Annotated in this window: 26 protein-coding genes; 12 read left to right on the top strand and 14 right to left on the bottom strand. The window is 45.6% G+C overall.

Going from position 1 to position 25,690, the window contains the following annotated elements; translation table 11 throughout:
• From ACFI6L_RS08270 to ACFI6L_RS08295, 6 genes are read right to left on the bottom strand one after another with little or no spacing between them, the layout of a single operon-like run.
• Complete coding sequence (locus ACFI6L_RS08270; protein WP_014975351.1) at positions 1–696, bottom strand: DUF484 family protein; 696 nt, start codon at positions 694–696, stop codon at positions 1–3.
• Entirely contained in the window at positions 693–1,523 is an 831-nt protein-coding gene (gene dapF, locus ACFI6L_RS08275; protein ID WP_014947850.1) for a diaminopimelate epimerase, read from the bottom strand. The genes ACFI6L_RS08270 and dapF overlap by 4 nt, the downstream gene beginning before the upstream one ends.
• A 35-nt stretch (positions 1,524–1,558) precedes the next feature.
• Positions 1,559–2,809, bottom strand: a complete 1,251-nt coding sequence (gene lysA / locus ACFI6L_RS08280) for a diaminopimelate decarboxylase family protein (RefSeq protein ID WP_462573765.1) — start codon at positions 2,807–2,809, stop codon at positions 1,559–1,561.
• The gene (gene lptM, locus ACFI6L_RS08285; RefSeq protein WP_014975353.1) at positions 2,809–3,045 is read right to left on the bottom strand and encodes an LPS translocon maturation chaperone LptM; all 237 of its coding nucleotides are present in this window, start codon (positions 3,043–3,045) and stop codon (positions 2,809–2,811) included. Before lptM ends, lysA begins: the two co-directional genes overlap by 1 nt.
• Before the next feature lie 12 nt (positions 3,046–3,057).
• Entirely contained in the window at positions 3,058–4,125 is a 1,068-nt protein-coding gene (locus tag ACFI6L_RS08290; RefSeq protein WP_287149005.1) for an MJ1255/VC2487 family glycosyltransferase, read from the bottom strand.
• A gap of 1 nt (position 4,126) precedes the next feature.
• Positions 4,127–4,645 (bottom strand): phosphatase PAP2 family protein, encoded by a 519-nt coding sequence (locus ACFI6L_RS08295; RefSeq protein ID WP_014947854.1) that lies wholly within the window; start codon positions 4,643–4,645, stop codon positions 4,127–4,129.
• Positions 4,646–4,997: 352 nt separating this feature from the next.
• On the opposite strand from ACFI6L_RS08295, the gene rraA reads away from it, so the two are divergent.
• On the top strand, positions 4,998–5,483 hold the full coding sequence (gene rraA, locus ACFI6L_RS08300; protein WP_014947855.1) for a ribonuclease E activity regulator RraA: 486 nt from the start codon (positions 4,998–5,000) through the stop codon (positions 5,481–5,483).
• Between the two features lie 88 nt (positions 5,484–5,571).
• Complete coding sequence (locus ACFI6L_RS08305) at positions 5,572–6,813, top strand: ABC transporter substrate-binding protein (protein ID WP_462573766.1); 1,242 nt, start codon at positions 5,572–5,574, stop codon at positions 6,811–6,813.
• 31 nt (positions 6,814–6,844) lie between these two features.
• Here ACFI6L_RS08305 and ACFI6L_RS08310 read toward each other — a convergent pair whose 3' ends face one another.
• From ACFI6L_RS08310 to mpl, 3 genes are all read right to left on the bottom strand, one after another.
• Positions 6,845–7,654, bottom strand: a complete 810-nt coding sequence (locus ACFI6L_RS08310) for a S1/P1 nuclease (protein ID WP_462573767.1) — start codon at positions 7,652–7,654, stop codon at positions 6,845–6,847.
• A gap of 2 nt (positions 7,655–7,656) precedes the next feature.
• Positions 7,657–8,289, bottom strand: coding sequence for a flavin prenyltransferase UbiX (locus ACFI6L_RS08315; protein WP_462573768.1), 633 nt, complete (start codon positions 8,287–8,289; stop codon positions 7,657–7,659).
• Between the two features lie 71 nt (positions 8,290–8,360).
• Positions 8,361–9,719 (bottom strand): UDP-N-acetylmuramate:L-alanyl-gamma-D-glutamyl-meso-diaminopimelate ligase, encoded by a 1,359-nt coding sequence (mpl, locus tag ACFI6L_RS08320; RefSeq protein WP_462573769.1) that lies wholly within the window; start codon positions 9,717–9,719, stop codon positions 8,361–8,363.
• A 311-nt stretch (positions 9,720–10,030) separates the two neighbouring features.
• Here mpl and ACFI6L_RS08325 point away from each other — a divergent pair, with 311 nt between their 5' ends.
• From ACFI6L_RS08325 to ACFI6L_RS08340, 4 genes are all read left to right on the top strand, one after another.
• Positions 10,031–11,008 carry a class 1 fructose-bisphosphatase gene (locus ACFI6L_RS08325; RefSeq protein WP_014947860.1) on the top strand — a complete coding sequence of 326 codons (978 nt, stop codon included), beginning with the start codon at positions 10,031–10,033 and terminating at the stop codon, positions 11,006–11,008.
• A gap of 130 nt (positions 11,009–11,138) precedes the next feature.
• A complete protein-coding gene (gene ppa, locus ACFI6L_RS08330; protein WP_014947861.1) occupies positions 11,139–11,669 on the top strand; it encodes an inorganic diphosphatase in 531 nt (176 codons plus the stop codon).
• Between the two features lie 141 nt (positions 11,670–11,810).
• Complete coding sequence (locus ACFI6L_RS08335) at positions 11,811–12,296, top strand: DUF3299 domain-containing protein (protein ID WP_014947862.1); 486 nt, start codon at positions 11,811–11,813, stop codon at positions 12,294–12,296.
• Positions 12,297–12,323: 27 nt separating this feature from the next.
• On the top strand, positions 12,324–13,271 hold the full coding sequence (locus ACFI6L_RS08340; RefSeq protein ID WP_462573770.1) for a dihydrodipicolinate synthase family protein: 948 nt from the start codon (positions 12,324–12,326) through the stop codon (positions 13,269–13,271).
• Here ACFI6L_RS08340 and ACFI6L_RS08345 read toward each other — a convergent pair.
• Complete coding sequence (locus tag ACFI6L_RS08345) at positions 13,268–13,966, bottom strand: 2OG-Fe(II) oxygenase (protein ID WP_014975360.1); 699 nt, start codon at positions 13,964–13,966, stop codon at positions 13,268–13,270. The two genes, ACFI6L_RS08340 and ACFI6L_RS08345, sit on opposite strands and share 4 nt — an antisense overlap.
• Positions 13,967–13,988: 22 nt before the next feature.
• Positions 13,989–14,408, bottom strand: coding sequence for an acyl-CoA thioesterase (locus ACFI6L_RS08350; RefSeq protein ID WP_014947865.1), 420 nt, complete (start codon positions 14,406–14,408; stop codon positions 13,989–13,991).
• Positions 14,409–14,620: 212 nt separating this feature from the next.
• On the opposite strand from ACFI6L_RS08350, the gene ACFI6L_RS08355 reads away from it, so the two are divergent.
• The 3 genes from ACFI6L_RS08355 to ACFI6L_RS08365 all read left to right on the top strand — a co-directional run bounded on the left by ACFI6L_RS08355 (position 14,621) and on the right by ACFI6L_RS08365 (position 17,923).
• Positions 14,621–15,097, top strand: a complete 477-nt coding sequence (locus ACFI6L_RS08355) for a MarR family winged helix-turn-helix transcriptional regulator (RefSeq protein WP_014947866.1) — start codon at positions 14,621–14,623, stop codon at positions 15,095–15,097.
• Between the two features lie 11 nt (positions 15,098–15,108).
• Positions 15,109–16,344 carry a S41 family peptidase gene (locus tag ACFI6L_RS08360; RefSeq protein WP_462573771.1) on the top strand — a complete coding sequence of 412 codons (1,236 nt, stop codon included), beginning with the start codon at positions 15,109–15,111 and terminating at the stop codon, positions 16,342–16,344.
• Between the two features lie 76 nt (positions 16,345–16,420).
• Positions 16,421–17,923: an Hsp70 family protein gene (locus ACFI6L_RS08365; protein WP_014975364.1), complete on the top strand. Its 1,503-nt coding sequence runs from the start codon at positions 16,421–16,423 to the stop codon at positions 17,921–17,923.
• Positions 17,924–18,000: 77 nt separating this feature from the next.
• On the opposite strand, the gene ACFI6L_RS08370 is transcribed toward ACFI6L_RS08365, so the two are convergent.
• Both ACFI6L_RS08370 and uvrA read right to left on the bottom strand, forming a co-directional pair.
• A complete protein-coding gene (locus ACFI6L_RS08370; protein ID WP_012516741.1) occupies positions 18,001–18,168 on the bottom strand; it encodes a hypothetical protein in 168 nt (55 codons plus the stop codon).
• 203 nt (positions 18,169–18,371) lie between these two features.
• Complete coding sequence (gene uvrA, locus ACFI6L_RS08375; RefSeq protein ID WP_014975365.1) at positions 18,372–21,203, bottom strand: excinuclease ABC subunit UvrA; 2,832 nt, start codon at positions 21,201–21,203, stop codon at positions 18,372–18,374.
• Between the two features lie 344 nt (positions 21,204–21,547).
• Between uvrA and ACFI6L_RS08380 the strand changes: the two genes are divergently transcribed.
• Together ACFI6L_RS08380 and ACFI6L_RS08385 are read left to right on the top strand one after the other, a co-directional pair.
• Positions 21,548–22,885 (top strand): MFS transporter, encoded by a 1,338-nt coding sequence (locus ACFI6L_RS08380; protein ID WP_462573772.1) that lies wholly within the window; start codon positions 21,548–21,550, stop codon positions 22,883–22,885.
• A 65-nt stretch (positions 22,886–22,950) separates the two neighbouring features.
• Positions 22,951–23,535, top strand: a complete 585-nt coding sequence (locus ACFI6L_RS08385; RefSeq protein WP_462573773.1) for an HAD family hydrolase — start codon at positions 22,951–22,953, stop codon at positions 23,533–23,535.
• Positions 23,536–23,609: 74 nt separating this feature from the next.
• Here the strand turns inward: ACFI6L_RS08385 and ACFI6L_RS08390 are convergent, their stop codons facing one another.
• Positions 23,610–24,224 (bottom strand): hypothetical protein, encoded by a 615-nt coding sequence (locus tag ACFI6L_RS08390; protein ID WP_462573774.1) that lies wholly within the window; start codon positions 24,222–24,224, stop codon positions 23,610–23,612.
• A gap of 232 nt (positions 24,225–24,456) precedes the next feature.
• On the opposite strand from ACFI6L_RS08390, the gene ACFI6L_RS08395 reads away from it, so the two are divergent.
• Positions 24,457–25,320 (top strand): alpha/beta hydrolase family protein, encoded by an 864-nt coding sequence (locus ACFI6L_RS08395; RefSeq protein WP_131137530.1) that lies wholly within the window; start codon positions 24,457–24,459, stop codon positions 25,318–25,320.
• The last annotated feature ends 370 nt before the right edge of the window (positions 25,321–25,690 follow it).

Below are 25,690 nucleotides of genomic sequence, written 5' to 3' on the forward strand. Positions count from 1 at the left end.
CTAATATCCCATCATTTCAGGCAAGATGATATTAAGCACTTGCTGAAGCTGTTGAAGTAACAAGGTGTCCATATCTGGGGTGAAGTGGCTGGCGTCACTGCTGCTAATACCTAAAATACCGAGTTCACGGTTGTCACCAAGCAGCATTAGCGCTACAGACTCCGCAGGGCTTTCTCCGAAAAGAAGCTGTCGTTCGTGCTGAGATAATCGACCGAAGAAAAAGTTGGTATTTTTAAAGCGTTTTTCAGTAAATAAACGTTGCTGTAGTTCGGGGATCGCGTGCGGACCTTTAAAGCTTTTAATGACCGCCGACGACAATTGTAAACGCTCTTGAAGCACATCTTCCAAAGTAAACTGAACTTCGGCAACACTTTCACAGCGCAGAAGCTGCACGTTTAAATCGGTGTAAACGCGATATATTTTTTCGTTTTGTTTAGCGATGCTCACCAGCTGATTGAGTTTAAAATTAAGCTGCCTAACTTTCTTTCGAAGCTGATCGCTTTGAATTTCTACCAGTGAAACACTGCCTTTCTGCTCGTGGGGAAGCTTAATTTTTTCAAGAAGGTCGGAGTGCTCGGCAAAGAACTCAGGGTTTTGTAACAAGAACGCGCGCACATCGGCACTCGACAATTCCGTTGTGTCGTTGAATGGCTCAATCAATTGCGTAGCGTTAGACTGCCCTGATAATTCGCTCATAGATTTATATGTCCGTCGTACACGTGCTCAGCAGGCCCTGTCATTTTTAACACGTTATCTGGGCCAGGCCAGCGTATACGTAAACTGCCTCCGGGTAAGTCCACCCGCACGTCTTTTCCTAATTTACCCTGAATCTGGCCAATTGCAACCGCTGCACAAGCGCCGCTACCACAGGCCAAGGTCTCACCTGAACCTCGTTCAAATACGCGAAGTTTAATATGTGACTCATTGATTATTTGCATAAAGCCAACGTTTACGCCTTCAGGGAAGCGTTCGTGCTTTTCAACAAGCGGACCAATCTCGGCCACATTAGCAGTATCAACGTCGTCGACTTCCATCACGCAATGTGGGTTACCCATCGATGCCGAACCAATGAATAGCGTGCTCTCGCCGACTCGCAATATGTAGGTGTTTTCTTGCTTATTGGCTTTAAGTGGAATATTCGCAGGTTCGAATTCAGGTTTACCCATGTTCACAGTAACCTGACCATCTTTCTCAAGATACAGCACCATTTTTCCAGCTTTGGTGCTTACGACAATTTTGTTGCGATTAATGAGACCTTTTTGCTTAACAAAACGTGCGAAGCAGCGTGCGCCATTGCCACACTGTTCTACTTCCGAACCATCCGCGTTGAAGATACGATAGTGGAAGTCTTGCTCAGGATCGTAAGGCGGTTCCACCATCAACAGCTGGTCGAAGCCAATGCCGAAGTTTCGGTTAGCCAGTTGCTGAATTTTTTCTTTAGAGAAAAAGACGTTCTGAGTAACGTTATCAATAACCATGAAATCGTTACCCAAACCGTGCATTTTAGAAAATTGAACCTGCATTAAACGCGCATCTATCTTGTTAGTTTGTCTCTAGTTTACGGAAGTTTGTACTCACCTTGCCAGAGATCTTTTTGTTTTTCTCTTTCACGAACCACAATTGCTTCGTCACCATCTACCATAATCTCGGCTGGACGACAGCGGCTGTTGTAGTTTGACGCCATAACAAAACCATAGGCACCGGCGCTGCGAACTGCAAGTAAGTCTGTTGGCTCAATGGCTAATTCACGATCTTTTCCTATAAAGTCACCAGTTTCACACACTGGGCCGACTACATCGTAAATACGTGCTGTTGCCGTAGTTTCTTCTTTTACAGGAATAATTTTTTGCCATGCTGAGTAAAGTGCAGGGCGTAATAAATCGTTCATTGCAGCGTCGACAATGGCGAAGCTTTTTTCTTCACCTTCTTTAATGAATTCAACTTCGGTAACTAAAATACCGGCGTTTGCTGCAATAGCGCGGCCTGGCTCAAGAATAAGCTTTAGGTTTTCACGGCCTACCATTTTTTCAGCCATGGCTTGTGCATAGGCTTTAGGATGAGGTGGTTGCTCGTTGTAATAAGTAACGCCAAGACCACCGCCTACATCTAAATGTTCAATGATAATGTTGCGTTCAGCTAATTCATCAATAAGCAGAAGCAAGCGCTCCAAGGCGTCTACAAATGGGCCGATTTCTGTGAGCTGCGAGCCGATATGGCAGTCCATGCCAACAACATTTAAATGAGGTAGCGATGCGGCCAATTCATAGGTAGCAAGCGCTCGCTCACGAGCAATACCGAATTTATTCGCCTTCAAGCCTGTAGAAATATAAGGGTGAGTTTTGGCATCCACATCCGGGTTTATGCGCAGTGAAATAGAGGCTTTCACGCCCATTTCGCCCGCAACCTGGTTAATTCGATGAAGCTCTGGCTCTGATTCTACGTTGAAACACATGATGCCTTGTTCTAGCGCATAGCGAATTTCATCATGCTTTTTACCAACGCCTGAAAATACTACCTTACTTGCATCCCCACCGGCCTCGATTACGCGAGCGAGTTCACCTGCTGAAACGATATCAAAGCCTGAACCTAATTTGGCTAGAACGCTTAATACACCGATGTTCGAATTCGCTTTTACCGCGTAACACACAAGGTGAGGATGCTCACCAATGGCATCATTAAATGCGTGCCAATGACGCTCTAATGTTGCACGTGAATAGATGTAAACCGGCGTTCCATGCTGGGCTGCAATATCAGAAACAGCCACTTGTTCAGCATGAAGCTGACCTTGGCTGTAGGCGAAATAATCCACTAGTTCAGCTCTCCAGAAGTAGTTGCGGGTGAAGTGTTATTGGTGTCAGAGTCGGCGCCGGTTTCTGCATTTTCAGAAGACGCTGGTTCAGCAGAGGTGTTTTGTGCAGGCGCCTCAGGAATGTAGAGCGCCCCTTTGTAACCACAGCCACATAATGCTGTGAGTGTTAGCAAGAAAACAACTGACTTTTTAAGCACGAAAAATCCCGCGAAGAATACGACAAATGCCGCTATCATCGCATTGCGGCGTTAAATTGCAAGAGCCAATAATCGTTCTTGTGTTTTATCGCCATATCGAACGTTTTTCCAAAGCGCATCGCACAGGCTCTGCGTATCAGAAAAATCTTTGTTTTTAAGCCAATCGATAAGAATATTGGGGTTGTCTGGAAAGGCAATTGCTTCGTTGTCAGGAGCTTCTAGCCACTCTTCAACAATGTCGGTATCAAGTTGAAACAGGGTTTGGCATAAATCCAATTTATTTAACGTAAGCACATTCGATAGTTGCTCAAACTGGCCGTGTAAAGGTTTTATAAGCAGCTTCTTGCCCAGTTGAAGTGCCTCACTCGATAGCTCAAACCCCCCATTGGCGATTACGCCGCTGGCGTGCTGTAGGGCTTTTTGAAAGTGCTTCTTAGACGTTGGGTGCCAATGAATATGTCCCACTTCTTTCGCTTCATCGATGTTCGGGTGAAAGCATTCGAAAACCTGATCGCTTAGCGGTTCCAACATTTGTTGAACATCTTCAATATCTTCAAAAGGTAAGTAAACCAGAACGTGACCATTTCCCGAAGACACAATCGGTTTTTCTGCAACGAATGGCGGAATAATCGGTTGATTGAAGTGATACCAGTGTACACCCAGTTGCATCTCTGTTGGTGCAAACACTTTCATGAGCAAGGAATCGAAAATCGTGTTGCCACTTTTAGGGACGTCGTAGGCAAATGCAGCCTGATGGCTAATCGAAATAGAAGGTAGACCTTGCTGTTTAGCTGCCCACGCCGTGACGGGCTCAAAGTCATTGACCAGCAAATCGTAGTTGCTGGTATCAAAGGCTTTCACGTCTTTAATAAACTGGCTTACATTTGCATCTTTAACGGTCGCCCATTTATCAACCCGGCCTCCTTTGGTGATAAAGCTCAGGCCAGTAAAGGTTCGGTATTCTCCGAATATTTCCATGTCGAAATACTTCTCAGGGGGACGACCGGTAAACACAAAGTCAACGTTAATGTCATCGCGCTGTGCCAGAGCTGCAGCCATTATTCGCGCACGGGCGATGTGTCCGTTACCGGTGCCTTGCACACCATACAATAATCTCATGCTACCCCAGAATAGAAATGCTCAACGTTGCTATTGTAACGCCTAGAAGCGTCCCTGCGATCACGTCTGACGGGTAATGAACACCCAGTAACACACGTGAAAGACCAATTAACGCGGCCCAGCTGTAAGCCAATACCGCAAACGACGGATAATAATGAGCCACTATACTCGCCATCAATGTGGCTGCTGCCGTGTGGCCTGAAGGAAGAGAAAATTTATCAGAAGGCGTGACATGTGCTGTTAAATTCATTAGAAAATCGCAAGGGCGAGGGCGCTTGAACATTTTCTTAAGCAGCACATAAATGGGTAATTCCAGCGCATAAGCCATCAGCGCTGTGTAGAGGAAAAGCTCACCGTGTTCAGGCTCAAATGCCCAAAGCAGCGCACCGATAACAAGGTACAGGTAACCATCGCCGGTTTTCGACAGCCAGATAATACTTCTGCAGTCTCTTTTTTGCGTCAGTTTGTACAGGCGATAAAACAAGTCAGTATCGTATTTGGTCAAGGATTTAATCAACATCGCCTTGTCCCCTATCGGTTAATTACTGCACAGGCTAAAGTTCATCTGTGACCAGTGGGTGACGAAAAAAAGAAACTTTTTTGACAGCGAGCTTCGCTTTTACTTTTTCTTTTGTCCTGGCGAACAGATATTGGGAATGGCTGTAAAAGACAAAAAGCTAAGCAAAATATGTGCTCATTTTGGGGAGGGGAGAGCAAGTTTTGATGAGTTTTGAAAAAAGTAGAAAATTCGACGAAAGGCGTTAAATCAAACGTTTGCATTGCCACATTTAATGCTATGCTAGTTTTAGAAGCGTAAGCAGCGCTTTGTTTTCACTTAATTTTAGTCTTCTCAATTTTAGTAAGGCAGAACGATGGAATACAACACATCTGAATTATGCGATTTGTTTGCTGATAGCGTAGACGTGGTAGATCCAATTTTCGCGAGCTTTGGTGGCCGGTATTCTTTCGGTGGTGAAATTACCACAATTAAATGCTTTGAAGACAGAGGCCTTATCGACCGAGTACTTGCTCAGCCCGGCGCTGGAAAAGTACTGCTTATTGATGGCGGTGGTTCTAGCCGTCGTGCACTGTTCGATGCATCCTCTGCTCAAGTTGCAATCGACAACGATTGGGAAGGGGTTGTGATATACGGCAGCGTGCGAGAAGTTGATAGCCTTGCCGAATTAGATATCGGTGTTTTGGCGGTAGCCGCCATTCCAGTAAATGCTGAGTGTGAAAGTATTGGTGAGGTAGACGTGCCCGTTAACTTTGGTGGCGTTACGTTTTTACCAGAAGATCATTTGTATGCTGATAGCACGGGCGTTATTCTCTCTCCTGAACCTCTCGATCTGGACTGAGTGCCATAAATAGCGCGTAATTTTAGGGGCGCACCTAGCGTTTATTAACCGATAAGTTCTGCAAACTCAGTTTAAGCAGGGGCTTTTGGTGCGAGCAATTTACGGGTTATATCCTTTTTATCTTACCGTTTTTTGGGCGATGTTGGCGTTGCCCTCAAAGGCAGAGACGCTTACTGTCGGATGGCTGAATGATAACGTTAACGAACGTTACTTAATCTCTGACATTGAGCAAGAATTTGCCAAAATAGCGCCTGATATTACGCTCAATGCGGTGGGCGTACATACCGATAAGTATAAGCAGCAAGTTCTCAAATGGCTTAAAACGGGTGAAGGGCCAGACGTACTTTATTGGTATGGCGACGAGCGGCTGCTCGACCTTGTTCGCAGTGGATGGGTGAGCGACATAAGTGACGTTTGGCAAGCACAGCGACTAACAGATGCGTTTAGAGTGTCGGTGTCCTCTCAAGTTAGCCTTAATGGCCGCTTCTACGCTATTCCGGTATCCCATTATCCGTGGTCATTTTTTTATAATGCTGAGCTTTTTGATTCTATGGGACTCGCTGCACCAAATACGTGGGACGAATTTCTTCACCTCTGTCAGGCTTTAAAAGAGAAAGGTATTACGCCCATAGCCATTGGGTATGATGCGCCGTGGGTATTAACAAGCTGGTTTGAATTCATTAGTTTACGGCTTTATGGAGAGTCCTTTCACCACGAACTGTTATCAGGCAGTGTCTCATATAAAGATGAGCGAGTCGTGCAGGTTTTTCTTCTGTGGAAAGTACTCATTGATAAGGGTTATTTCATGGATACGGGAGAGAACATGGACTGGTATGATCCCATGCCTTATCTATACCGAGGCTTGGCAGGCGTTACGTTAATTGGACATTTTCTAAGCTCGCGTATTCCTGAAAGTGCAGAGTCAAAAATTAGGATATTTTCTTTCCCAGAGCTCAGTCCCGGTCAAGAAACCATTGAGCTAGCTCCTTTGGATGTGTTTTTTGTTCGGGCTAGTTCTTCGAAGCAAAAAGCGGCGCGACAATTTTTATCGTTCATGGCGACACACAAGGCCCAGTCGCGATTTAATCTTCACGCAGGGGGATTTTCTCCTTTGGCGGGAAGTGAGCATTTTCCGAATTACTTTAACGATATGGGCGCAAAGCAGTTAAATACGGCAGAAAGCACAAGTCCATATTTCGATAGGGTCGTGCCTCACGAATTCGCAGAACCTGCCATGACACTGTTGAGAGACTTTATGAAATCAGCAGATGTAGGTAGTACGACAGAGGCTCTTGAAGCGCTAAGGTTGGAAGTGTATCAGCTCGATTAACTATGAGATGCTAATCGAGCTCAACTTTTGACTAGTGCTCTGCTTCGTCAAACACGTTGTTCAAATACATGGCAATTCGAATTCCCGCCATCTGCAAACGCTGTTTTGCAGTAGGCAGGTGGTTGTATAAATAGTCATAGCTCATATTGTTTGCGTCATCAGGATAAATGGTATCGCGAATAGCGGTGCTTTCTTCAATCCACACCATAGGGTCGGTGGTGGCCCAACTGCGAATATCCTTAGCCGTAATAGCTTTTGTTAACCAAGACGTCCACTCCGAATAAGACAGGTCGCGCTGATCTAGCATTTGCGAGTCCCACACGCGGTGTAGGTTAGAGTCTTGCCAGAAGAAGCGCACTTTTACGTCGTTACCACCACGATCAGTACCATTGCCGGCATGAAGTGGTTGATGGAGATCGCCAATAATATGCACAATGAACTGAAGGGCCAGACGCTTTTCTTCAATGGTGGCGGTGTCGCTTTTTAACGTTTCAGTAAACTGCTTTAACGCGGTAACCGCATCACCTTGCTTTGGTGCGCCAACTTCTTCGTAGGTCTTTCCTTCAGGTACAGATACATAGTGCCAAGGGCTAGCGGTTTTCTGCCAAAATTCGCTGGGGTCAGAACGCATTTCGTCAGCGTGAGTTGAGGCTTCAGCCAACGAACCGTGTGGTAATAACTCCATTAGTGCAGCTCGTGAAAGAGGGCTAAGATATTGCTCGGCAATAGCGCCAGTCACTCGGTGACCGGTTTGCCCCCATCCGAAAGCGGGTGATGAAATACACAATGTAAATAGCGTGCTCAGCGCAACTGCGCAAATCCTGTTTGCAAACGCGAACATGGTTAATCCTCAGAATGTTTGGAAGACTGGTAGCCCCATCTTGCGACAAGAGACTGCTCAATACCTAGGTGGTCTAGTATGCGCGCCACCACAAAATCTACCAAGTCATCGATAGTTTTAGGATTGTGATAAAAGCCAGGCGCTGCAGGCATAATAGTAGCACCCATTTGCGAAAGCTTGAGCATATTTTCTAGATGAATAGAAGAAAGTGGCATTTCACGAGGCACCAAAATAAGTTGTCCACGCTCTTTTAGAACGACATCAGCTGCGCGCTCAATAAGGTTGTCGCTAGCGCCAATGCTAATGGCCGAGAGGGTGCCTGTTGAACACGGGCAAACCACCATTTTTGCGGGGGCCGCTGAGCCTGAAGCTACTGGTGAAAACCACTCTTCTTTTCCAAATACCTTGATTTGGTCAGGTTTTGCATTGCAATGCTCGGTAAAAAACGCGGCAGCGTCTTCGGGACGCCCGGGTATCTTGACGTTCTCTTCGGTGGCAAACACCACTTTGGCAGCGGAAGAGATTAATACATACACTTGGTACTCGGCGTTAACTAGCGATTTCAATAGTGTAAGCGCATAAGGCGCGCCAGATGCGCCTGTGATAGCAAGCGTGACTTGCTTGTCATGTTTCATTGTATAGCCTCTGTAGATGACAAGCATAATGCGCTTGTCTATCGGGTAACACTTCGTTTTATTCTGTCTATTTACAATTTGGACTTCATTTTTAGGGCGTCGAGTATTCGGCCATGAATGCCTTCAAAACCGCCGTTACTCATTACAAGAATATGATCGCCCGGTTGTGCTACGTTGCAAACGCCTTGAACGATCTTCTCTACATCTCTGAAGCAGTGCGTAGGCGCGTTGCTGTGCGCTACCGAATCGACTAACGACCAGTCCATGCCTTCAGGTTCATAAAGGTAAACCTCATCGGCTTTCTGCCATGAGTTTGCCAGCGTATCTTTGTGCACACCCATTTTCATCGTGTTAGAGCGCGGCTCTAGCACAGCCAGAATACGGGCATTACCCACTTTCTTGCGCAGTCCATCAAGTGTAGTCGCAATTGCAGTAGGGTGGTGTGCAAAGTCGTCATAAAGGGTGATGTTGTTTACTTCACCCTTTACTTCCATGCGACGCTTAACATTCTTAAAAAATGATAAGGCGTCTATGGCATCAGGTAAGGTAACACCTGCATGGTGGGCGGCAGCTATGGCCATTAAAGCATTGTCCACATTGTGTTGACCAACCAAAGCCCAGGTTACCCTTCCAGCTATAACGCCGTTATGTAATACATTGAATTCACTGCCGTCTTTCTTTAACAGTTCTGCATGCCACTCTTTGCCCAACGATTGGCGAGAAGACCAGCAACCTTTCTTGAGCATATCCTCAATTGCGGGCGTATTGTTAGGTGTAAGAATAAGCCCGTTTTCTGGCACCATGCGAATCAAATGGTGGAACTGGGTTTGAATAGCCCGAAGGTCAGCAAAAATATCTGCATGGTCAAACTCAAGGTTGTTAATTACCAAGGTTTTTGGGCGATAGTGCACGAACTTAGAACGCTTATCGAAAAATGCGCTGTCGTATTCGTCAGCTTCAATGACAAAAAAGGGGCTTTCACCCACGCGAGCCGATACGCCAAAGTTCTCTGGAACGCCGCCAATTAAATAACCAGGGTTAAGACCAGCGTGTTCTAAAATCCACGCGACCATACTGCTGGTGGTTGTTTTACCGTGGGTACCTGATAACCCAATGACCCAACGATCTTTTAGTAAGTTATCAAGCAACCATTGTGGGCCACTGGTATAAGGCAGGTTTCGGTTTAACACGTATTCAACGGCGGGGTTACCGCGCGACATCGCGTTACCAATTACTACCATATCTGGCGCTGGATCAAACTGGCTTTCGCAATAACCTTCGGTCAACTCGATGCCTAATGCTTCAAGCTGGGTGCTCATGGGCGGATAAACGTTTTTATCAGACCCTGTTACTTTGTGGCCGAGTGATTTAGCAATAGCGGCGATGCCGCCCATAAAACTTCCACAAATGCCTAAAATATGTACATGCATAGCGCATTCTCAATGAATTATCATGTTATTGGGGTACTGTATCAGAACCCCGTGGCCTAAAGATAATTCAATTTTAATCATTCAATAAATGCCTTAAGCCGTTGTAATACGCTAAACACCTATGAATCTATGATGTGCAAACTGGTATGGTGTGTGTATGACATTTTACGGGCGTGTTCCACTTACCAAAGAACACGGTTACAATCTAACCACAGGTTTAAAACCTGTGTGTGCTTCAGACAAACGCCGGTAAGGAAAGCTGAGCGACTGGTAGCACAACACCCTACACACGAAAAAAAGGCTTACATTCAATGAAACGTTTAAATTCCCAATTGCAACAAGACGGTGCACCGCTTGAGTTAATTTTACTCATTCGTACACTGCTAGCGGGCTGTAAAGAAATTTCTTTCCGCGTGAGTCAAGGCGCACTTGCTGGCGTGCTCGGTTCAACCCTTTCAGAAAACGTACAGGGCGAAACACAGAAAAAGCTCGACGTTATCTCTAACCACATTTTAAAAGACACGCTAAGGGAATCTGGCTACGTAAAAGCCATTTCTTCTGAAGAAGAAGATGACGTTGTGCCGTGTAATCCAGACGGTAATTACTTAGTAAGCTTCGACCCGCTAGATGGGTCGTCAAACACTGAAATTAACAGCCTAATCGGTACTATTTTCTCTATTACCCATGCGCCTCAGTGGATGAAACCAGATGATCCGTCTGCTTTCTTACAGCCTGGAACGCAGATGGTAGCTGCAGGCTATGTGCTGTATGGCCCGTCTACTATGCTGGCGTTGACGACGGGTCGCGGCACGCACATTTATACGCTTGATAAAACCCACGGTGGTTTCCTGCTTACTCACCCTAATATTCAAGTACCTGAGCAAACGTCAGAGTTTTCGATTAATGCGTCGAACCAGCGTCATTGGGAACCTGCAATGCAGGCATACATTGCCGACCTTCTAGCAGGTAAAGATGGCCCTAGAGGCAAAAACTTTAATATGCGCTGGGTAGCGGCAATGGTGGGTGATATCCATCGTTTGCTTTGTCGCGGTGGCATCTTTATGTATCCATTCGATAACAGGGACCCGTCTAAGCCAGGTAAATTACGCTTGCTTTACGAAGCTAACCCGATGGCATTCTTAATGGAGCAAGCAGGTGGAAAAGCAGAAACTGGCACTGGTCGAATTCTGGAAGTTATGCCTGAAGAAATTCATCAACGTGTACCGTGCATTATCGGCTCTAAAGAAGAAGTTGAGATGTGCTTGAGCTACAACGACAACGCGAAATAGCGAAAAAGCAGCAAAATTTAACGAAAAATAAAGAGATTAGTACGACATGGGTCGTAAAGCGTTTTTATTTTGCTGCTGTCACCGTATACTTAACCCAAAATTTCTTATACATCATTGAAAGGACCAAAGAATGAGCTTGAGTGCTATTTCTGCTGGTAAAAACGTACCAGACGAAGTAAATGTGATCATCGAAATTCCAGCACACGCTGACCCGGTGAAGTACGAAGTAGACAAAGACACAGGTGCACTATTTGTTGACCGTTTCATGGCAACTTGCATGCACTACCCAACTAACTACGGTTACGTGAACAACACGTTGTCTGAAGATGGCGACCCAGTTGACGTTCTAGTAATGACTCCGTTCCCACTACTTGCAGGTTCTGTCATTAAGTGTCGTCCAGTTGGCGTACTAAACATGACTGACGAGTCTGGTAAAGACGCAAAAGTACTAGCGGTACCAGTAGACAAGCTTTCTACTATCTATCGTGACGTTAAAGAAATTGCAGACGTACCTCCGCTTCTTCTTAAGCAAATTGAGCACTTCTTCGAGCACTATAAAGATCTTGAAGAAGGCAAATGGGTGAAGATTGACGGTTGGGCAGACGCTGCCGCTGCAAAAGAAGAAATTACCGCAAGCATCGCGCGTTTCGAAGCAGAATAATTCACGCTGCTTTAAATTGATGATACAAAGGGCTGGTGTAATACCAGCCCTTTTTGTATGTGGCTAAAAAGTGAAGATTGAAAACGACAAGCAAAAGCCGATACAAAAAAGCGAACAAAATACTCAACGATAGAGAGCAGTATGATCCACCATAAATTATCCATGACTTCATTGTTTGCTGTAATAATGATGGTTGTAACTTTCAACTCTTTGGCAGATGAAACTCCTACTGAAGTATACTGGGAAGACCTAGTGCCTGAGGGCTTTAATGAGCTCGCGCCACCTTCAGTTCAACATAATGGCGAGATGAGTCAGCTTCAGCCTGACGCACCCGTTGTCGATACCTTTGATGGTAAACGGGTGAAAATCCCGGGTTTTGTTGTGCCGCTAGAAGGTACGGCAGAGCTAACCACTGAGTTCTTACTTGTTCCATATTTCGGAGCCTGTATTCACGTACCACCGCCGCCGTCTAATCAAATTGTTTACGTAAAATTTGAAGAAGGTGTGCGCATAGATAATATTTACGATGCAATTTGGGTAACCGGCGAACTGTCGACTGACGGTTGGAAAGGCGACATTGCGTCTGTAGGTTACCGTTTGAAAGGCGAAGCCGTAGAAGGGTTTTAAGCATTAAACGTTTAAAAAGGATATCAGGTGTTTACAGGATTATCAGCGTTTCCCATTACTCCATTCAAACAAGAAGCTATTGATTATAAAGCGTTTAAAGGGCTTGTTGATAATTTGGCTTCGGCGAATGTAGATTCAATTTGCGCGATAGGCTCAACTGGGCTGTATCCTTATCTAACGCGAGAGGAAAAGTACGACGTAGCCAAGCTCGCCGTCGACCACGCAAATGGCATTCCTGTTATGGCAGGCGTTGGGGCGCTGCGTACCTATGACGTGCTAAAAAACGTTGAAGCTGTGCAGCAAGCAGGTGTTAATGCTGTGCTGTTAGCACCCGTTTCCTATCAAGTGCTTAACGAAGAAGAAGTGTATGGCCTATATGAGGCAGTGAGTCACGAGGTATCTGTGCCTATCTGCGTTTACGAAAATCCTCGCGTGACTAATTTTACCTTCAGCGATGATTTATACCGCCGTATTGGAAAATTACCGAATATCGGAGCGATTAAAATACCCGGAACTCCATTTGCCAAAAGCGCAATGGATAATAGTTCCAGCAAGGATATCCCACCCTCTGGAGCAAGCAATAGCGAAGGCGCTCGTCGATTAGCATCATTACGAGAGATAATGCCTGCACACATTGCTATAGGCGTGAGTGGTGATAGTTTTGGCGCAGCAGGAATGAGTGAAGGTTGTGACCTTTGGCTCTCTGTTATAGGGGGGATATTCCCGCGAACTGTAATGCGCATAATCGACGCCGCTCAGTCTGGTAATGCTGTTGATGCACAGGCTCAGTCACAAGCGTTAAGCGGAATATGGAGCATGTTTGCGCGCAATGGCGGCGGCTTGCGTGTGGTTGCAGCCGCGGCAGAAATTTTGGGCTATTGTGAAACGCCTAGCTTACCTGCACCCTTCTTACCTATCGACAAAAATGAGTACAGCGAGCTAGAGCACATCATCACGAAGTTATCGTTAAGCTAGCCCTGCGTATAAATCTGTTCAGCGCGGTTAAACAGAAGCCAAGACGTTAAAATGTACTTGTCGTTACTTTTTGGAATTTGGCCGCGATGCGTGTGAGTAAAATAGGCTGGCGCAATCACCATTCTGCCTGCTTTAGGCTTAACCGCACGGTTTTGATAATAAAATTCCGTCTCGCCGCCTTCTTCCACATCGTTTAAGTAGTACATAAACAGCAATACGCGGTGCAGTGCGTCGTTATGTTGAAGCTGTGGATAGACCTCTGAATGCCAGTACGGGTAGCCACCATTGCCCGCGGTGTAGCGCTGTGCATTTACATCGCCGACCCGAAACAGGTAATTCACCAAATTCGCCAAATTGGGTTTGCCCACTTCATCAAAATTTTCACCTGTTACTTTTACCGGTTCACCAGTTTTTGGATGGCGTACGGTCAAGCCAATAGGCCCAACAAGCGCAAAGTAGTACTTTTCAATGTAGGAGACCAGCTGCTGCCCGGTGTGCTGCATCACTTGTTGAAATAAGTCTTTAAATTCCGGGTTGCGGCTTATCGATACATCCATGCTGCGCTTTTTATCTAAGTCGACGCCACCACCGGTGCGGCCTTGAGACAAATTAGGGCTGCTTTCAAAGCGTTCCATGAGTTGTTTGCACAGCTCTGGTGGTAACACATCATCAATAACTTCAATTAAATCGCTCATGGATACCTCGTACTGCGCTTTATTACTGAGTTGGTACTTCTTTAAAGTGAGACTGTAGTTCTGATTTCACTTTATCTGGGATAGGCGCAGAGCGCTGTGTTTTATAGTCAAAATGTACCATGGTGGTGATGCCTGTTGAGCACAGCTTATCGTCTTGCCATAACTCTTGAAACACGTCGAACGCACTGTTGCCTAGCCGGCTAACGTAGGTTTTAACCGTCACAGGTTTGCCATAAAAAATTTGAGCTAAAAAATCGACTTTGTAGCTGGCTAAAATTAGCGGCCAATTTTGTAAGTCTAGTTCAGGGGTAAACATTCTGAAAATAGGCTCTCTGGCTGCTTCAAACCAAGCGACTAATGCTGTGTTACTTACATGCTGTAAGGCATCTGTTTCACAAAAACGTACGTCGAATGACGTAACTAATGGTACTGAATGGCTCATATTTTTTAGTAGGGTTCGTTGTTTATTTAGCTTTCACTCTAGCATTATGCCGCAGCTATTTCAGTCATTTATCAAACAGTAATTGATCCGGTTGGAAAACATTTTTAACACCTAACCAAAACATACACATTCAAAAATAAGTTGATTTGTGCAAAATTTTGCGCAAATATTTGCATAAATGAGTTTGAAGAAAAATCACAAGGTGCCTATTTATGATCAGAAGTCCTCAGTTTGGCGCGATACTGTTGCGTGCTAGCGAGCTTATTGCAACTCAAGGCCAAGAGGTATTTGAAGCGCTTAATATTAGTCTGCCTGCAAATCGTATTTCTCTGGTACTGGCGATTCATACTCAAGGGCCTCTTTCGTCAACTGAGCTAGCAAGTCACATTGGTCTTTCACGTCAACTTATTGAAAGTCGGTTGAAGCAAAGTGTTGCAGACGGCTTTTTTGTTTCTGTGCCCGATGAACGAGACTCGCGAAAGCGCGTGTACGATATTGCGCCTAAAGCAAAGGCCGAGGCGGCGCAGATAGTGACGATAATGCAGGAATTTGAAGACGTATATGATGCCCTTTGGGAAGAAATAGAGGTCAATCTTGAAGCCTCTCTTAAAAGCATGGAGCAGGCGCTAAAAAAACAATCGCTTCTTACGCGCTTAAATGAACAATTTCCTTATCACTCCAATTCATAATAGGGAACATTATGATTTATCGAATTATTTTATTGTTGTCACTACTTCTTCCGCTAAGCAGCTGCGCACAAAGCCAGGATTTCAATACGAAAGAAAGCTGGCAAGCCTTTGTTCAAACTGTTGAAGATAACTATGCCTACTTAGATACGGCACCTACCGACTGGGAAGCTTTAAAAGCGTACTACCAACCCCTTGCAATAAACGCGACAACGCAAGAGGAGTTTGTCGACGTATTGCAGGTGGTGAAGCAGTTTTTTATCGACCCGCATTTTAACGTATCACCGCTCAACGAAGAGGACTACAGCGTCACGCCAACGGGGTCTGATATTTGGGTGGAAAAGCAAGGCGATGACTTTGTTATAACACGTATTAAAGCGGGCAGTGCTGCTGCCAATAGCCAGTTAGCCTTAGGTGACGTGATTGTGGGTATTGACGGCGAGTCTACTGAAGCCGCAATACATCGCGTTTTTGGAAACACATCGCTACCGATTACTGACGCACACAAAACGTGGGCGGTTAACGTGGCTTTAGGTGGACGTCGCAATCAAGAAAGACACATTGAAGTGGCGTCTGATTTTGATGATGCCAAACGCGTGCAATTAGCAGCTAGTTACTATGCTATTAATCTACTTCGAACAAAAGCTCCTCTGGTAGTTAAGCAGAAAGAGGGAATCGGGTACATCCGCTTTAATAATAATCTAGGTAATTCTGAAACCGTTCGTGCGTTCAAAGAAGCTCTTGAGTCACTTGAATCAACACAGGGGTTAGTGATTGACCTGCGTAATACGCCGAGCGGGGGAAACACTGGTGTAGCTGAGCCTATCTTGGGGCACTTTGTAAATGCCAAAACCGCATATCAAGGTTACAAAATTCAAAATGCGGGAAAACCCTACCAAGAAGCAGAGCTACACTTGGCCTATGTTACCCCTTCATTACCTTATTACAGTAAGCCAGTAGTGGTACTCGTTGGTCATTGGACCGGCAGTATGGGAGAAGGTATGGCTATTGGCTTTGATGCCATTGGTGCAAAGGCGGTAATCGGCACACCCATGGCTGATTTACTTGGCGGGATAAATCAATTTCAACTACCTGAATCGACCATAACTTTAGAGCTGGGTTTTGAACGTCTTTACCATGTGAACGGCTCATATCGAGAGGACTTTGTGCCCGAGGCGGTATCTTGGGACGGGCATACAGCCAGTGACTCAGAATTAAATGCTGCAATAGCTCTGTTAAAAGCAATATAGCTCAATTACATACAAAGCTAGAAAGCACTTTCGTATTTACTTACAATCCGCTTCTAACTTTTTGAGCGAACATACTATGACTGCGATTGGGATTGACTACGGTACATCAAATTCTGAGGTTGTGTATTTTGATGGAACGGCCCATCAGCACATCAAACTCGACCCGTTAGATAAGAAGGGCAATAAAATCCGTTCTTCGGTGTTCATCTATTTTGAAGATGAACTGCCGCCGCCTCCTGATGCCATGGTTGAAGCGAAAGTGGCGCAGTTACAGCGCGTTATCAGTGAGCAAATAGATAAGGCGAAGGACGGCTATTATTCGGCAAAAGATCCAAAAGAACAGGCGATGTATAGCGACCGTATCGACTCGTTACGCGGTGATTTGCACAACAAGCCTGCACTACAGCGTAAAGCGATTGCGCAATTGATGCATGCCATGTCGCTAGACGAAATCCCTTTGCTGCGCTTAGTAGAGCACGGCAAGTTTGCGTTTGGTGAAGAAGGGTTTAGACGCTTTCTTAAAATGCCTGATAAAGGCCGTCTAATTTATTCACCTAAGAACTTTCTAGGCGCCTCGCTAGACGGTGACCAAAAACAAGCATTCATCGGTATTATTGCTAAGCAGCTGGCCTATTTTAAACAGTGTGCAGAGCAACAGCTAGGCAAGGCTGTTAATAATGCAGTTATTGGCCGTCCTGTTAAGTTTCACGGCACCCGCGGTGAAGAGGGGAACGCGCAAGCCATTCAAATTATGACTGAAGCGGCGACGAAAGCCGGGTTTACAGGGGTTAATTTCCTAGATGAACCTATCGCAGCGGCGTATAAAATTGAGCAAACCCTACCAAGGGATACCACTACGCTGATTGTCGATATTGGTGGGGGGACCACGGATATTTGCTGTATTAAGCTTTCCCCAGAGCGTTCAAATCAGCTTGATCGCAAAGATGATGTTCTGTCGGTAACAGGCAGACGATTAGGCGGTATGGATTGCGATAAAAGCTTGGTGCTTAAGGCTATTGCCCCAGAAATGGGAATGGGCCTTAAGATGATTAACGGGCTTCCTGTTCCTCCCACGTACTTCTCTGACATGTGTGCGGTTGATAACATTCCTGCTCTTACTCGCTTTTTCTCTGACGATTACGGGTTAGATATTTCTCAAACCATGTCTGTGATTAAAGAGCCAGCCCAACTAGAACGCTTGCTTATTGTTCAGGAGAACAAGTTGTCTGCCCGTGTGGTGAACTCGGCTCGATTAGCCAAGGAACTACTGTCGAGTAAGCAGAACATTACCTTGCCGCTGCACTATATCGAAGATGATTTTGACGTGGAGATTTCGCAAGACTCGCTCAAAAAGGCATTAAAACCTTGGCTTGATAAAGTGAAAGCGCTAGTGGTGGAATGCTTGGAAAACAGCAGTGAAAAGCCAGAAGTGGTGATGATCACAGGTGGTATGAGTTTATCGCCAATCGTGGTTGATGCGCTATATGAAAACCTGCTTACCGGTTTACCGCGATTAGAGAATGACGCCTTCAACTCGGTGTGCGAAGGATTAGCTATTCAAGCGGCGAAGCACGCTTAACCTTTTCTATTCTTTTATCGATATGAAAAACACTAAGCCTTAGCGTAGTAGCCTTTACTACGCTAAGGCTTTTTTGATCAGTGCTTAAGGATATTGTGTTCTTTTAGATAAATCGCGATGGCCTCAGGCGACTCGAAGGCTTTTAACAGCATTTCTTGTGCGCGTGCTTTCACATCATTGTCTTCTGATGATGACAGTAGGTGATACCATGTTTTCACTAAGGCTAATGGCGGCGTTTGGTTCATTAGTTGTCGCTCCAGCAATTCTTACTGCAAAAATACACAAAAATCATCGTAACGTATGATTTGCCAATACAAGCTCTGACCAGCATGGAAAAACGTGTAAATAAACGTCAACGCGCACTTCTTACAAGCTGCTGTGTAAATTACACAGCAGCAAAATAGAAAACGAGTGCGCTTTACGCTAACGGATCTACCTCGTTACCGGCTCAAGCTTGTGTGAGCATGGGTTTCAGGAATCGACCTGTATGTGAAACTTCTTGTTGTGCCACATGCTCAGGTGTTCCCTCTGCAATAATCTGGCCACCTCCGGATCCACCTTCGGGTCCAAGGTCAACAATCCAGTCTGCGGTTTTAATCACATCTAGGTTATGCTCAATAACCACAACGGTATTACCGTGATCGCGCAGCCTGTGAAGGACAGCTAATAATTGTTTAATATCGTGGAAATGCAATCCGGTGGTTGGCTCATCCAAGATATAGAGTGTTTGCCCAGTGTCTCTTTTTGACAACTCTTTCGCCAATTTCACGCGCTGCGCTTCACCGCCTGATAACGTAGTGGCTGCTTGGCCTAGTCGAATGTATGACAAGCCTACGTCCATAAGGGTCTGCAACTTACGTGAAATAGCCGGAATAGCATCGAAGAACTGACGGGCATCTTCCACCGTCATTTCCAACACTTCGTGAATGTTCTTATCTTTATACTTTATCTCAAGGGTCTCACGGTTATAGCGTTTGCCCTGACACACGTCACAAGGCACATACACGTCTGGCAAAAAGTGCATTTCCACTTTAATTACGCCGTCACCCTGACACGCCTCACATCGACCGCCTTTCACGTTAAAGCTAAAGCGGCCAGGCTTGTAACCCCGTGAACGCGACTCTTGTGTACCGGCGAACATTTCGCGAATTGGAGTGAAAATGCCAGCGTAAGTCGCTGGGTTAGAGCGCGGTGTTCTGCCGATAGGGCTTTGATCTATATCGACCACTTTGTCTAGCTGGTCTAATCCGGTCATCGACTTATGTGGTGCCGGTTCAGACGTGGTCGCCTTGTTCAGCTCGCGCTGCGCTATTTTGTAGAAGGTGTCATTAATCAGCGTTGATTTGCCCGAGCCCGATACACCCGTCACACAGGTCATTACACCGGTAGGTATACGCAAATCAACAGACTTCAAGTTGTTGCCGGTAGCGCCTAAAAGCTCTAGCCACTTGTCGTCTTTTACCGGCGTGCGTGTTGCAGGAATATCAATCTTCTCTCTACCAGATAAGTATTTTCCAGTAAGTGAGTGTTCACTGTTTTTGATATCTTCCAGCGAACCTTCGGCGATAATCTCACCACCATGCACACCCGCCCCCGGGCCGATATCTACAATGTAATCGGCTTCGCGAATGGCATCTTCGTCGTGCTCTACAACTAACACGGTGTTACCTAGGTCGCGCAAGTGTGTAAGCGTGCCAAGTAAGCGTTCGTTATCCCGTTGATGAAGTCCGATAGAGGGCTCATCCAGCACGTACATAACGCCCACTAAGCCTGCGCCAATTTGACTTGCCAGTCGAATACGCTGAGCTTCACCGCCCGATAGGGTATCGGCGCTGCGCGACATAGAAAGATAGTTAAGACCTACGTTTACCAAGAAGCGCAAGCGGTCCATGATTTCTTTCAAAATCTTCTCGGCTATCTGAGCACGTTGACCTTCAAGTTTCAGTGTCTCGAAGAAGCCGTACGCATCGGCAATCGACATGTCAGCAATGGCTGGCAGGTTGGTATCTTGTATAAATACATTACGTGCTTCAACACGCAGACGCGTGCCGTTACAGCTACTGCAGTGCTGTTGGCTTAAATATTTTGCTAGCTCTTCACGCACCGAGTTCGACTCGGTCTCGCGATAGCGACGCTCCATATTAGGGATAATGCCCTCAAATGGATGCTTGCGCTCCATTACGTCGCCACGCTCGTTTATATACTTAAACGACAGTGACTTGCCTTTAGACCCGTAAAGCACAATGTCTTGGTGCTTTTTATCGAGCTCTTCAAATGGCGCGGTAAGGCTAAATTTATAATGGTCTGCTACGGCCTGTAGCATTTGAAAATAGTAATAGCTGCGCTTGTCCCATCCGCGAATAGCGCCGCCAGACAAACTCAATTCGGTATTGCCGACTACGCGTGCCGGGTCAAAGAACTGTCTTGTGCCTAAGCCGTCACAGGTAGGACAGGCACCCGCAGGGTTGTTAAATGAAAACAGGCGCGGCTCTAGTTCGCTAATGCTGTAACCACAATGTGGGCAGGCGAAATTAGCAGAAAACACAATTTCTTCTGCGTCTTTATCGTCCATATCAGCCACAACCGCGTTACCGCCAGCAAGGCTCAGCGCCGTCTCGAACGATTCCGCTAAACGCAGCGCCATGTCATCGCGCACTTTAAAGCGGTCGACCACAACTTCGATGGTGTGCTTCTTGTGCAAATCGAGAGGCGGCGGATCGGATAGATCACACACTTCACCATCGATACGCGCGCGAATAAAGCCCTGAGCAGACAGGTTTTGCAGCGTCTTAACGTGCTCGCCTTTACGCTCTTTAACAATAGGCGCTAGCAGCATTAACTTACTGCCCTCGGGCATCGCTAACACTTTATCGACCATTTGGCTGACCGTTTGTGCATCTAGCGGCACATCGTGGTCTGGACAGCGTGGCGTGCCCACTCGCGCGAACATCAAACGCAGATAGTCGTATATTTCAGTGATGGTACCCACCGTTGAACGAGGGTTATGCGATGTTGATTTCTGCTCAATGGATATTGCTGGTGATAAACCCTCAATATGATCAACATCTGGTTTTTCCATCATAGATAGAAACTGACGAGCATAGGCAGACAAAGACTCAACGTAACGACGCTGACCTTCTGCATAAAGCGTGTCGAATGCAAGAGACGATTTACCCGAGCCAGAGAGGCCGGTTATCACCACCAGTTTGTCTCGTGGCAGTGTTAAATCGATGTTTTTCAAGTTGTGGGTGCGAGCACCGCGAATTTCGATTTTATCCATTGAAGCCTAAATGAGAGAAAAAGAATCAGTATGCCATAGGTGTCAAGTAAAGTGATATGACATTCAAGTTATACTGTAAGCGGAGTAAGCAGATCACCTCACGGACATAAGCTTACGATGAGTTCTCGCTTAACGTCATTGCAAAGTGGTGATTTTATCCCCACTTTTAAACCCCTAGTAAGAAAAAGGGTAGTGCGAGAGGGCTAAATCTACCTCGCGAGCAGAAGAAAATACCAATTGTATTATGCTACACTTCGCGACCTTATTCTTAATGCAGCAGAAACAGGTGTTCTCTGCGCGCTTTTATGTTTTTTTGATTTTATTTATTGAGGGAAACAGACGCTTTGAACGCTTTGGAATTACGCGCTGCGCTTGCACTCGCCTCCGTTTACGTATTACGCATGATGGGGCTGTTCATGGTTATGCCCGTGTTGGCTGTAGCCGCAATGGACTACCCGGATTACTCGCCGCTGTTGGTAGGACTTGCCGTGGGTGGATATGGCCTAACCCAAGCTGCGCTGCAAATTCCTATGGGTATGATGTCTGACAAATGGGGGCGTAAACCCGTTATTTTGCTAGGGCTTGCTGTATTTGCATTAGGAAGCTTTGTAGCAGCAAACGCCGACAGTATGGCCATGATGATTGTTGGGCGTATTCTTCAAGGTGCTGGGGCTATTGCAGGTGCGATAATGGCGCTAGCTACCGATGTAAGCCGGGAAAGTCAGCGAGCCAAAGTGTTAGCTATTATAGGCATAGCCATTGGCTTTTCATTCTATTTAGCCGTTATTTTAGGACCTCTCATTGCGAACAGCTACGGGCTTGCAGGTGTGTTTGGTATTACTGGTATTCTGGCCATTCTTTGCATGCCGCTGGTTAAATGGGTAGTGCCAAACGGTGTGCAGCTGAGCAGTGGCGATACACTCCCACAAAAAGACCAGCTAAAGCGCTTAGTCTTCTCTTCTCAGTTATGGCGTTTAAATATCAGCGTGATGATTCTACACATGATGATAACGCTGTTGTTTGTTCAACTGCCCGTTACGCTACTGAATTTTGATATGACGTTAGATAGCCATTGGACGGTCTACTTACCCGTTTTAGGCGCGTCAATTGTAGGTCTAATTATCATGATGGGAGCAGCAAGAGGTCGTACGCCTAAATCGCTCCTTGTAACCGGCGTTGTATTCATGGGCGGCGCGTTTTTGGCGCTGAGTTTAGAGGACCATAGCTGGTGGTGGGTTACCGCGGCCGTAGTGCTTTTCTTTACCGGCTTTAATTATTTGGAAGCGAATTTCCCTGCATTGGTGTCGAGCATTGCGCCTGCGGGACAAAAAGGAACGGCCATGGGCCTCTACGCCAGTTTTCAATTTTTCGGTGCGTTTTTGGGCGGTGTAATTTCAGGTTTAGTCACCGATATTTGGTCGCAAGAGTTAGCTTATGGCATTGGTGCTGCTAGCACCCTGCTTTGGCTTTTTATCATTCTTGGTGTTAAAGAAGTGAGCCGGGTTAAGCGTGTGATGATGAATGGAGATTTTGATAGTTCAAATGTTTCCAGCATTGAAGCCGAGCTGCTGTTAGTGCCTGGTGTGTTGGAAGTGACATTAAACAGTCAAAATAACGCGGTATACCTGAAAGTTGATCGTGATTTTGATGCGGTAAAAGCGCGAGACGTGTTGTCTGCATAGTTGCTTATTTCATTGCAACCATGAAAGGTTAGCATCACACTATTTTTGAAAAGGAAGCGAACACCATGATTGACCTAAGCAGCTACAAAGCCATTATTTTTGATATGGATGGCACCTTGGTCGATTCAATGGGCGCGCATATTGATGCGTGGCAGCTTACGTGCGATGCGTTTGGTTATCCCTTCGACCGAGACTACCAATACAGTTTAGGTGGTGTTCCTACCTTTGAAACCGTACATCTTATGAATGCAAAGTATGGAAAAAGCCACGATCCAGCAGAGGTTGCTCTATATAAAAAACAGGCGTTTGAAGGGCTAGACCAAGTGCCAAGGCTTATCCAAGATACCCTGGACGTGTTTAACCATTATAAGGGAAGCGTGCCCATTGCAGTGGGGACAGGCTCAGATAGGCAGCATGCGCAAATGGTGTTAAATGAACACGGCCTGCTAGCCCAACTATCTGCGCTGGTTACAGCCGATGACGTCACTCAAGGTAAACCTCACCCTGAAACCTTTGTGCGTGCGGCAGAATTAATGGGTGTAGCACCACAGCATTGTGTGGTGTTTGAAGATACCGACATGGGACGAAAAGCGGCGATTGACGGTGGCATGGCGTGCTTTATGGTCGACAATACGCGGCTTATCTACTGAATCTTACCCTGATTGAAAGTTCAAGCTTAGGGCTTACGCTCACTCAATCGCGTTCACTTTATAGTTTCTTAGGCTTATACCGCCTCTAGTTCGCTTAGCGCATTTCCGCAGTTGTGTAACAGTGAAGACTTTATACGTTTGGTGGCATCATCAATGGCGGTTTTCATTGCATCGATAGCAATCTGATTGCTCTCTTTTTCACTGACACTGGCGTTCACATTCATGCTTTGCCCTCTGAAGGTAGTGGCGGGTGAATACTCATCGGCATAGTCAGGTTTGTACTTAACATTAAGCACCACGGTGGCAACCATATTACTGCCTAAGCTTTTTATAAACGCGCGGTTTAGTACTACTTTCACGCTGTTGGCTGCTTCAATATCTGGGCTGACATTCATCGCTTCTAAGCTTTGCTGTAACAGTGAATAGAGCGTGTCTTCTGTTACATTACTGCTTCCAACGAGCAAGTCTTTACTTGACCGTATGTCGATTAGTTCTGCCAAGTTAATTGGACAAGCTTTCGCTTTAGACATGGTTAGCTGATAGTCTTTTCTCTGCGACGCAGGAATTAATGATGAGTCAAGCTCGGGTGACGTAGACTCGCAGGCAATAAGTAAGGATAGGGCACAACAGGCAACAATAAGTCGAGCTGGTGATGTAGCGTAAGACATGGAAAATGTTCTACTTTTCATTAAATTATTTTTGTTTTATGCAGATAAATTATGCAAGTAATATTGTCTTTAGTATAAGAAAGTTTGTATCGCTAAGAAACAGAACAACTGTTGCAAACTGTTACAGCTTGTTTAGCATAGGTGTGGGACTGTTGATTTTGCTGAGCGAGTTTTTGATCAGCGACACAACCATTACACCTATGTAACCTGAATAAAAATTTCGCCATAACCATTCAACACGGACAGTTCTTTAATGATGAGCTTAAAAAACGCGGTAATTAGTGTAGTTGCAAGTGTGTCACTTATTGGGTGCGCAATTAACGTGTCCCCTTCGGCCTTCTTTTATCAAGACACTCAGCAAAAGCCCCTTGATACTACGAAGCTACACGCGGCAATTCAAAAAGACAAAACCTCAGCGGGCATAACCCGTGTTGAAGTTAAAAATGAAGCTGGGTTAACTTTGAGAGGCGTTGCTGTTTCTTACCCTGACCCTATTGTTAACATTGTTTTCTTTGCAGACAATCGTATGCCTGTAAGCGAAAACAACAGCGTTATTCATAGACTGGGTAAGTTGCCCGCTAATATATTGTGGCTCGATTATCAGGGAGTAGGAGCCAGTGATAAAGCGAAGGACTTAAGTATTAACGCTATTAAACAAGATGCGTTAACCCAGTTTGACTATGTAGCAAGTGCGTTTGACGCCTCAATTCCCACTATCGTTCACGGCCGAGGTATAGGCAGCTATTTCGCAAGCTATGTTGCTGCAAATAGAAAGATAGACGCTTTAGTATTAGACGGCGCTTTCAATAACATCTCTGATTTAATTGCCAACATGGTGCCAGGCTTCTCTAATTCATTCACAAACATGAAGCTTCACGATGAAGTTCATAGTATGCAAATAGCCCCAATCTTGCGTCACTATGAGGGACCGCTATGGCTGGTGGTGGGTGAGGAAGACAAAATAACGCCTTACCCGATTAGTCAGCAGCTATTAGAAGATGCATCAAGTAGCGAAAAGTATATTTCGGTCATTCCTGGTGCGACGCACAACGCAACGCTAAAAAGTGACTATGCCATACAAGAGTACAAACAGTTTTTAGCAAGATTCACTAAGTAATAGAAACCTTACTCGTTGTGGATAAGTAGTGGAAAACCTTGTTGGTAAGTCTGTTAATAGCCATATAGAACAACAGATCACGATCTTTTCATCACTTTCTGGTCGGATCACGAAATGTCAGTTAAATCAAGCGCTGTAGAGCAACTGTGCTCGATCTTAATCTTTTTTGATCGTAAAGCTGTGCAGGATCAGGCAATTTTGCTCTTTGGGGATAAAAGTTCGAGGCAAAACGATCAAGCGGGTATTTTTGTCAATAGTTTCGTGTCATGAAATTTTTAGAACACAGTTGCTCAACTATACATCGAATTACGATTAATCATCCATCAAACTGGCTTGTAAGTGATTAAATAAAATACCCGCCATAGGCGGG

The sequence above is a fragment of the Alteromonas sp. G4i35 genome, assembly GCF_054960375.1.

Bases quoted from the DNA above. Each gene is read 5' to 3' on its own strand.
- ACFI6L_RS08390 (WP_462573774.1), bottom strand. From the start codon at position 24,224: ATGAAAAGTAGAACATTTTCCATGTCTTACGCTACATCACCAGCTCGA.
- rraA (WP_014947855.1), top strand. From the start codon at position 4,998: ATGGAATACAACACATCTGAATTATGCGATTTGTTTGCTGATAGCGTA.
- ACFI6L_RS08345 (WP_014975360.1), bottom strand. From the start codon at position 13,966: ATGAGCGATTTAATTGAAGTTATTGATGATGTGTTACCACCAGAGCTG.
- ACFI6L_RS08290 (WP_287149005.1), bottom strand. From the start codon at position 4,125: ATGAGATTATTGTATGGTGTGCAAGGCACCGGTAACGGACACATCGCC.
- ACFI6L_RS08365 (WP_014975364.1), top strand. From the start codon at position 16,421: ATGACTGCGATTGGGATTGACTACGGTACATCAAATTCTGAGGTTGTG.
- mpl (WP_462573769.1), bottom strand. From the start codon at position 9,719: ATGCATGTACATATTTTAGGCATTTGTGGAAGTTTTATGGGCGGCATC.
- ACFI6L_RS08370 (WP_012516741.1), bottom strand. From the start codon at position 18,168: ATGAACCAAACGCCGCCATTAGCCTTAGTGAAAACATGGTATCACCTA.
- ACFI6L_RS08350 (WP_014947865.1), bottom strand. From the start codon at position 14,408: ATGAGCCATTCAGTACCATTAGTTACGTCATTCGACGTACGTTTTTGT.
- ACFI6L_RS08360 (WP_462573771.1), top strand. From the start codon at position 15,109: ATGATTTATCGAATTATTTTATTGTTGTCACTACTTCTTCCGCTAAGC.
- dapF (WP_014947850.1), bottom strand. From the start codon at position 1,523: ATGCAGGTTCAATTTTCTAAAATGCACGGTTTGGGTAACGATTTCATG.
- ACFI6L_RS08335 (WP_014947862.1), top strand. From the start codon at position 11,811: ATGATCCACCATAAATTATCCATGACTTCATTGTTTGCTGTAATAATG.
- lptM (WP_014975353.1), bottom strand. From the start codon at position 3,045: ATGATAGCGGCATTTGTCGTATTCTTCGCGGGATTTTTCGTGCTTAAA.
- ppa (WP_014947861.1), top strand. From the start codon at position 11,139: ATGAGCTTGAGTGCTATTTCTGCTGGTAAAAACGTACCAGACGAAGTA.
- uvrA (WP_014975365.1), bottom strand. From the start codon at position 21,203: ATGGATAAAATCGAAATTCGCGGTGCTCGCACCCACAACTTGAAAAAC.
- ACFI6L_RS08270 (WP_014975351.1), bottom strand. From the start codon at position 696: ATGAGCGAATTATCAGGGCAGTCTAACGCTACGCAATTGATTGAGCCA.
- ACFI6L_RS08355 (WP_014947866.1), top strand. From the start codon at position 14,621: ATGATCAGAAGTCCTCAGTTTGGCGCGATACTGTTGCGTGCTAGCGAG.
- ACFI6L_RS08295 (WP_014947854.1), bottom strand. From the start codon at position 4,645: ATGTTGATTAAATCCTTGACCAAATACGATACTGACTTGTTTTATCGC.
- ACFI6L_RS08315 (WP_462573768.1), bottom strand. From the start codon at position 8,289: ATGAAACATGACAAGCAAGTCACGCTTGCTATCACAGGCGCATCTGGC.
- ACFI6L_RS08395 (WP_131137530.1), top strand. From the start codon at position 24,457: ATGATGAGCTTAAAAAACGCGGTAATTAGTGTAGTTGCAAGTGTGTCA.
- ACFI6L_RS08310 (WP_462573767.1), bottom strand. From the start codon at position 7,654: ATGTTCGCGTTTGCAAACAGGATTTGCGCAGTTGCGCTGAGCACGCTA.
- ACFI6L_RS08325 (WP_014947860.1), top strand. From the start codon at position 10,031: ATGAAACGTTTAAATTCCCAATTGCAACAAGACGGTGCACCGCTTGAG.
- ACFI6L_RS08385 (WP_462573773.1), top strand. From the start codon at position 22,951: ATGATTGACCTAAGCAGCTACAAAGCCATTATTTTTGATATGGATGGC.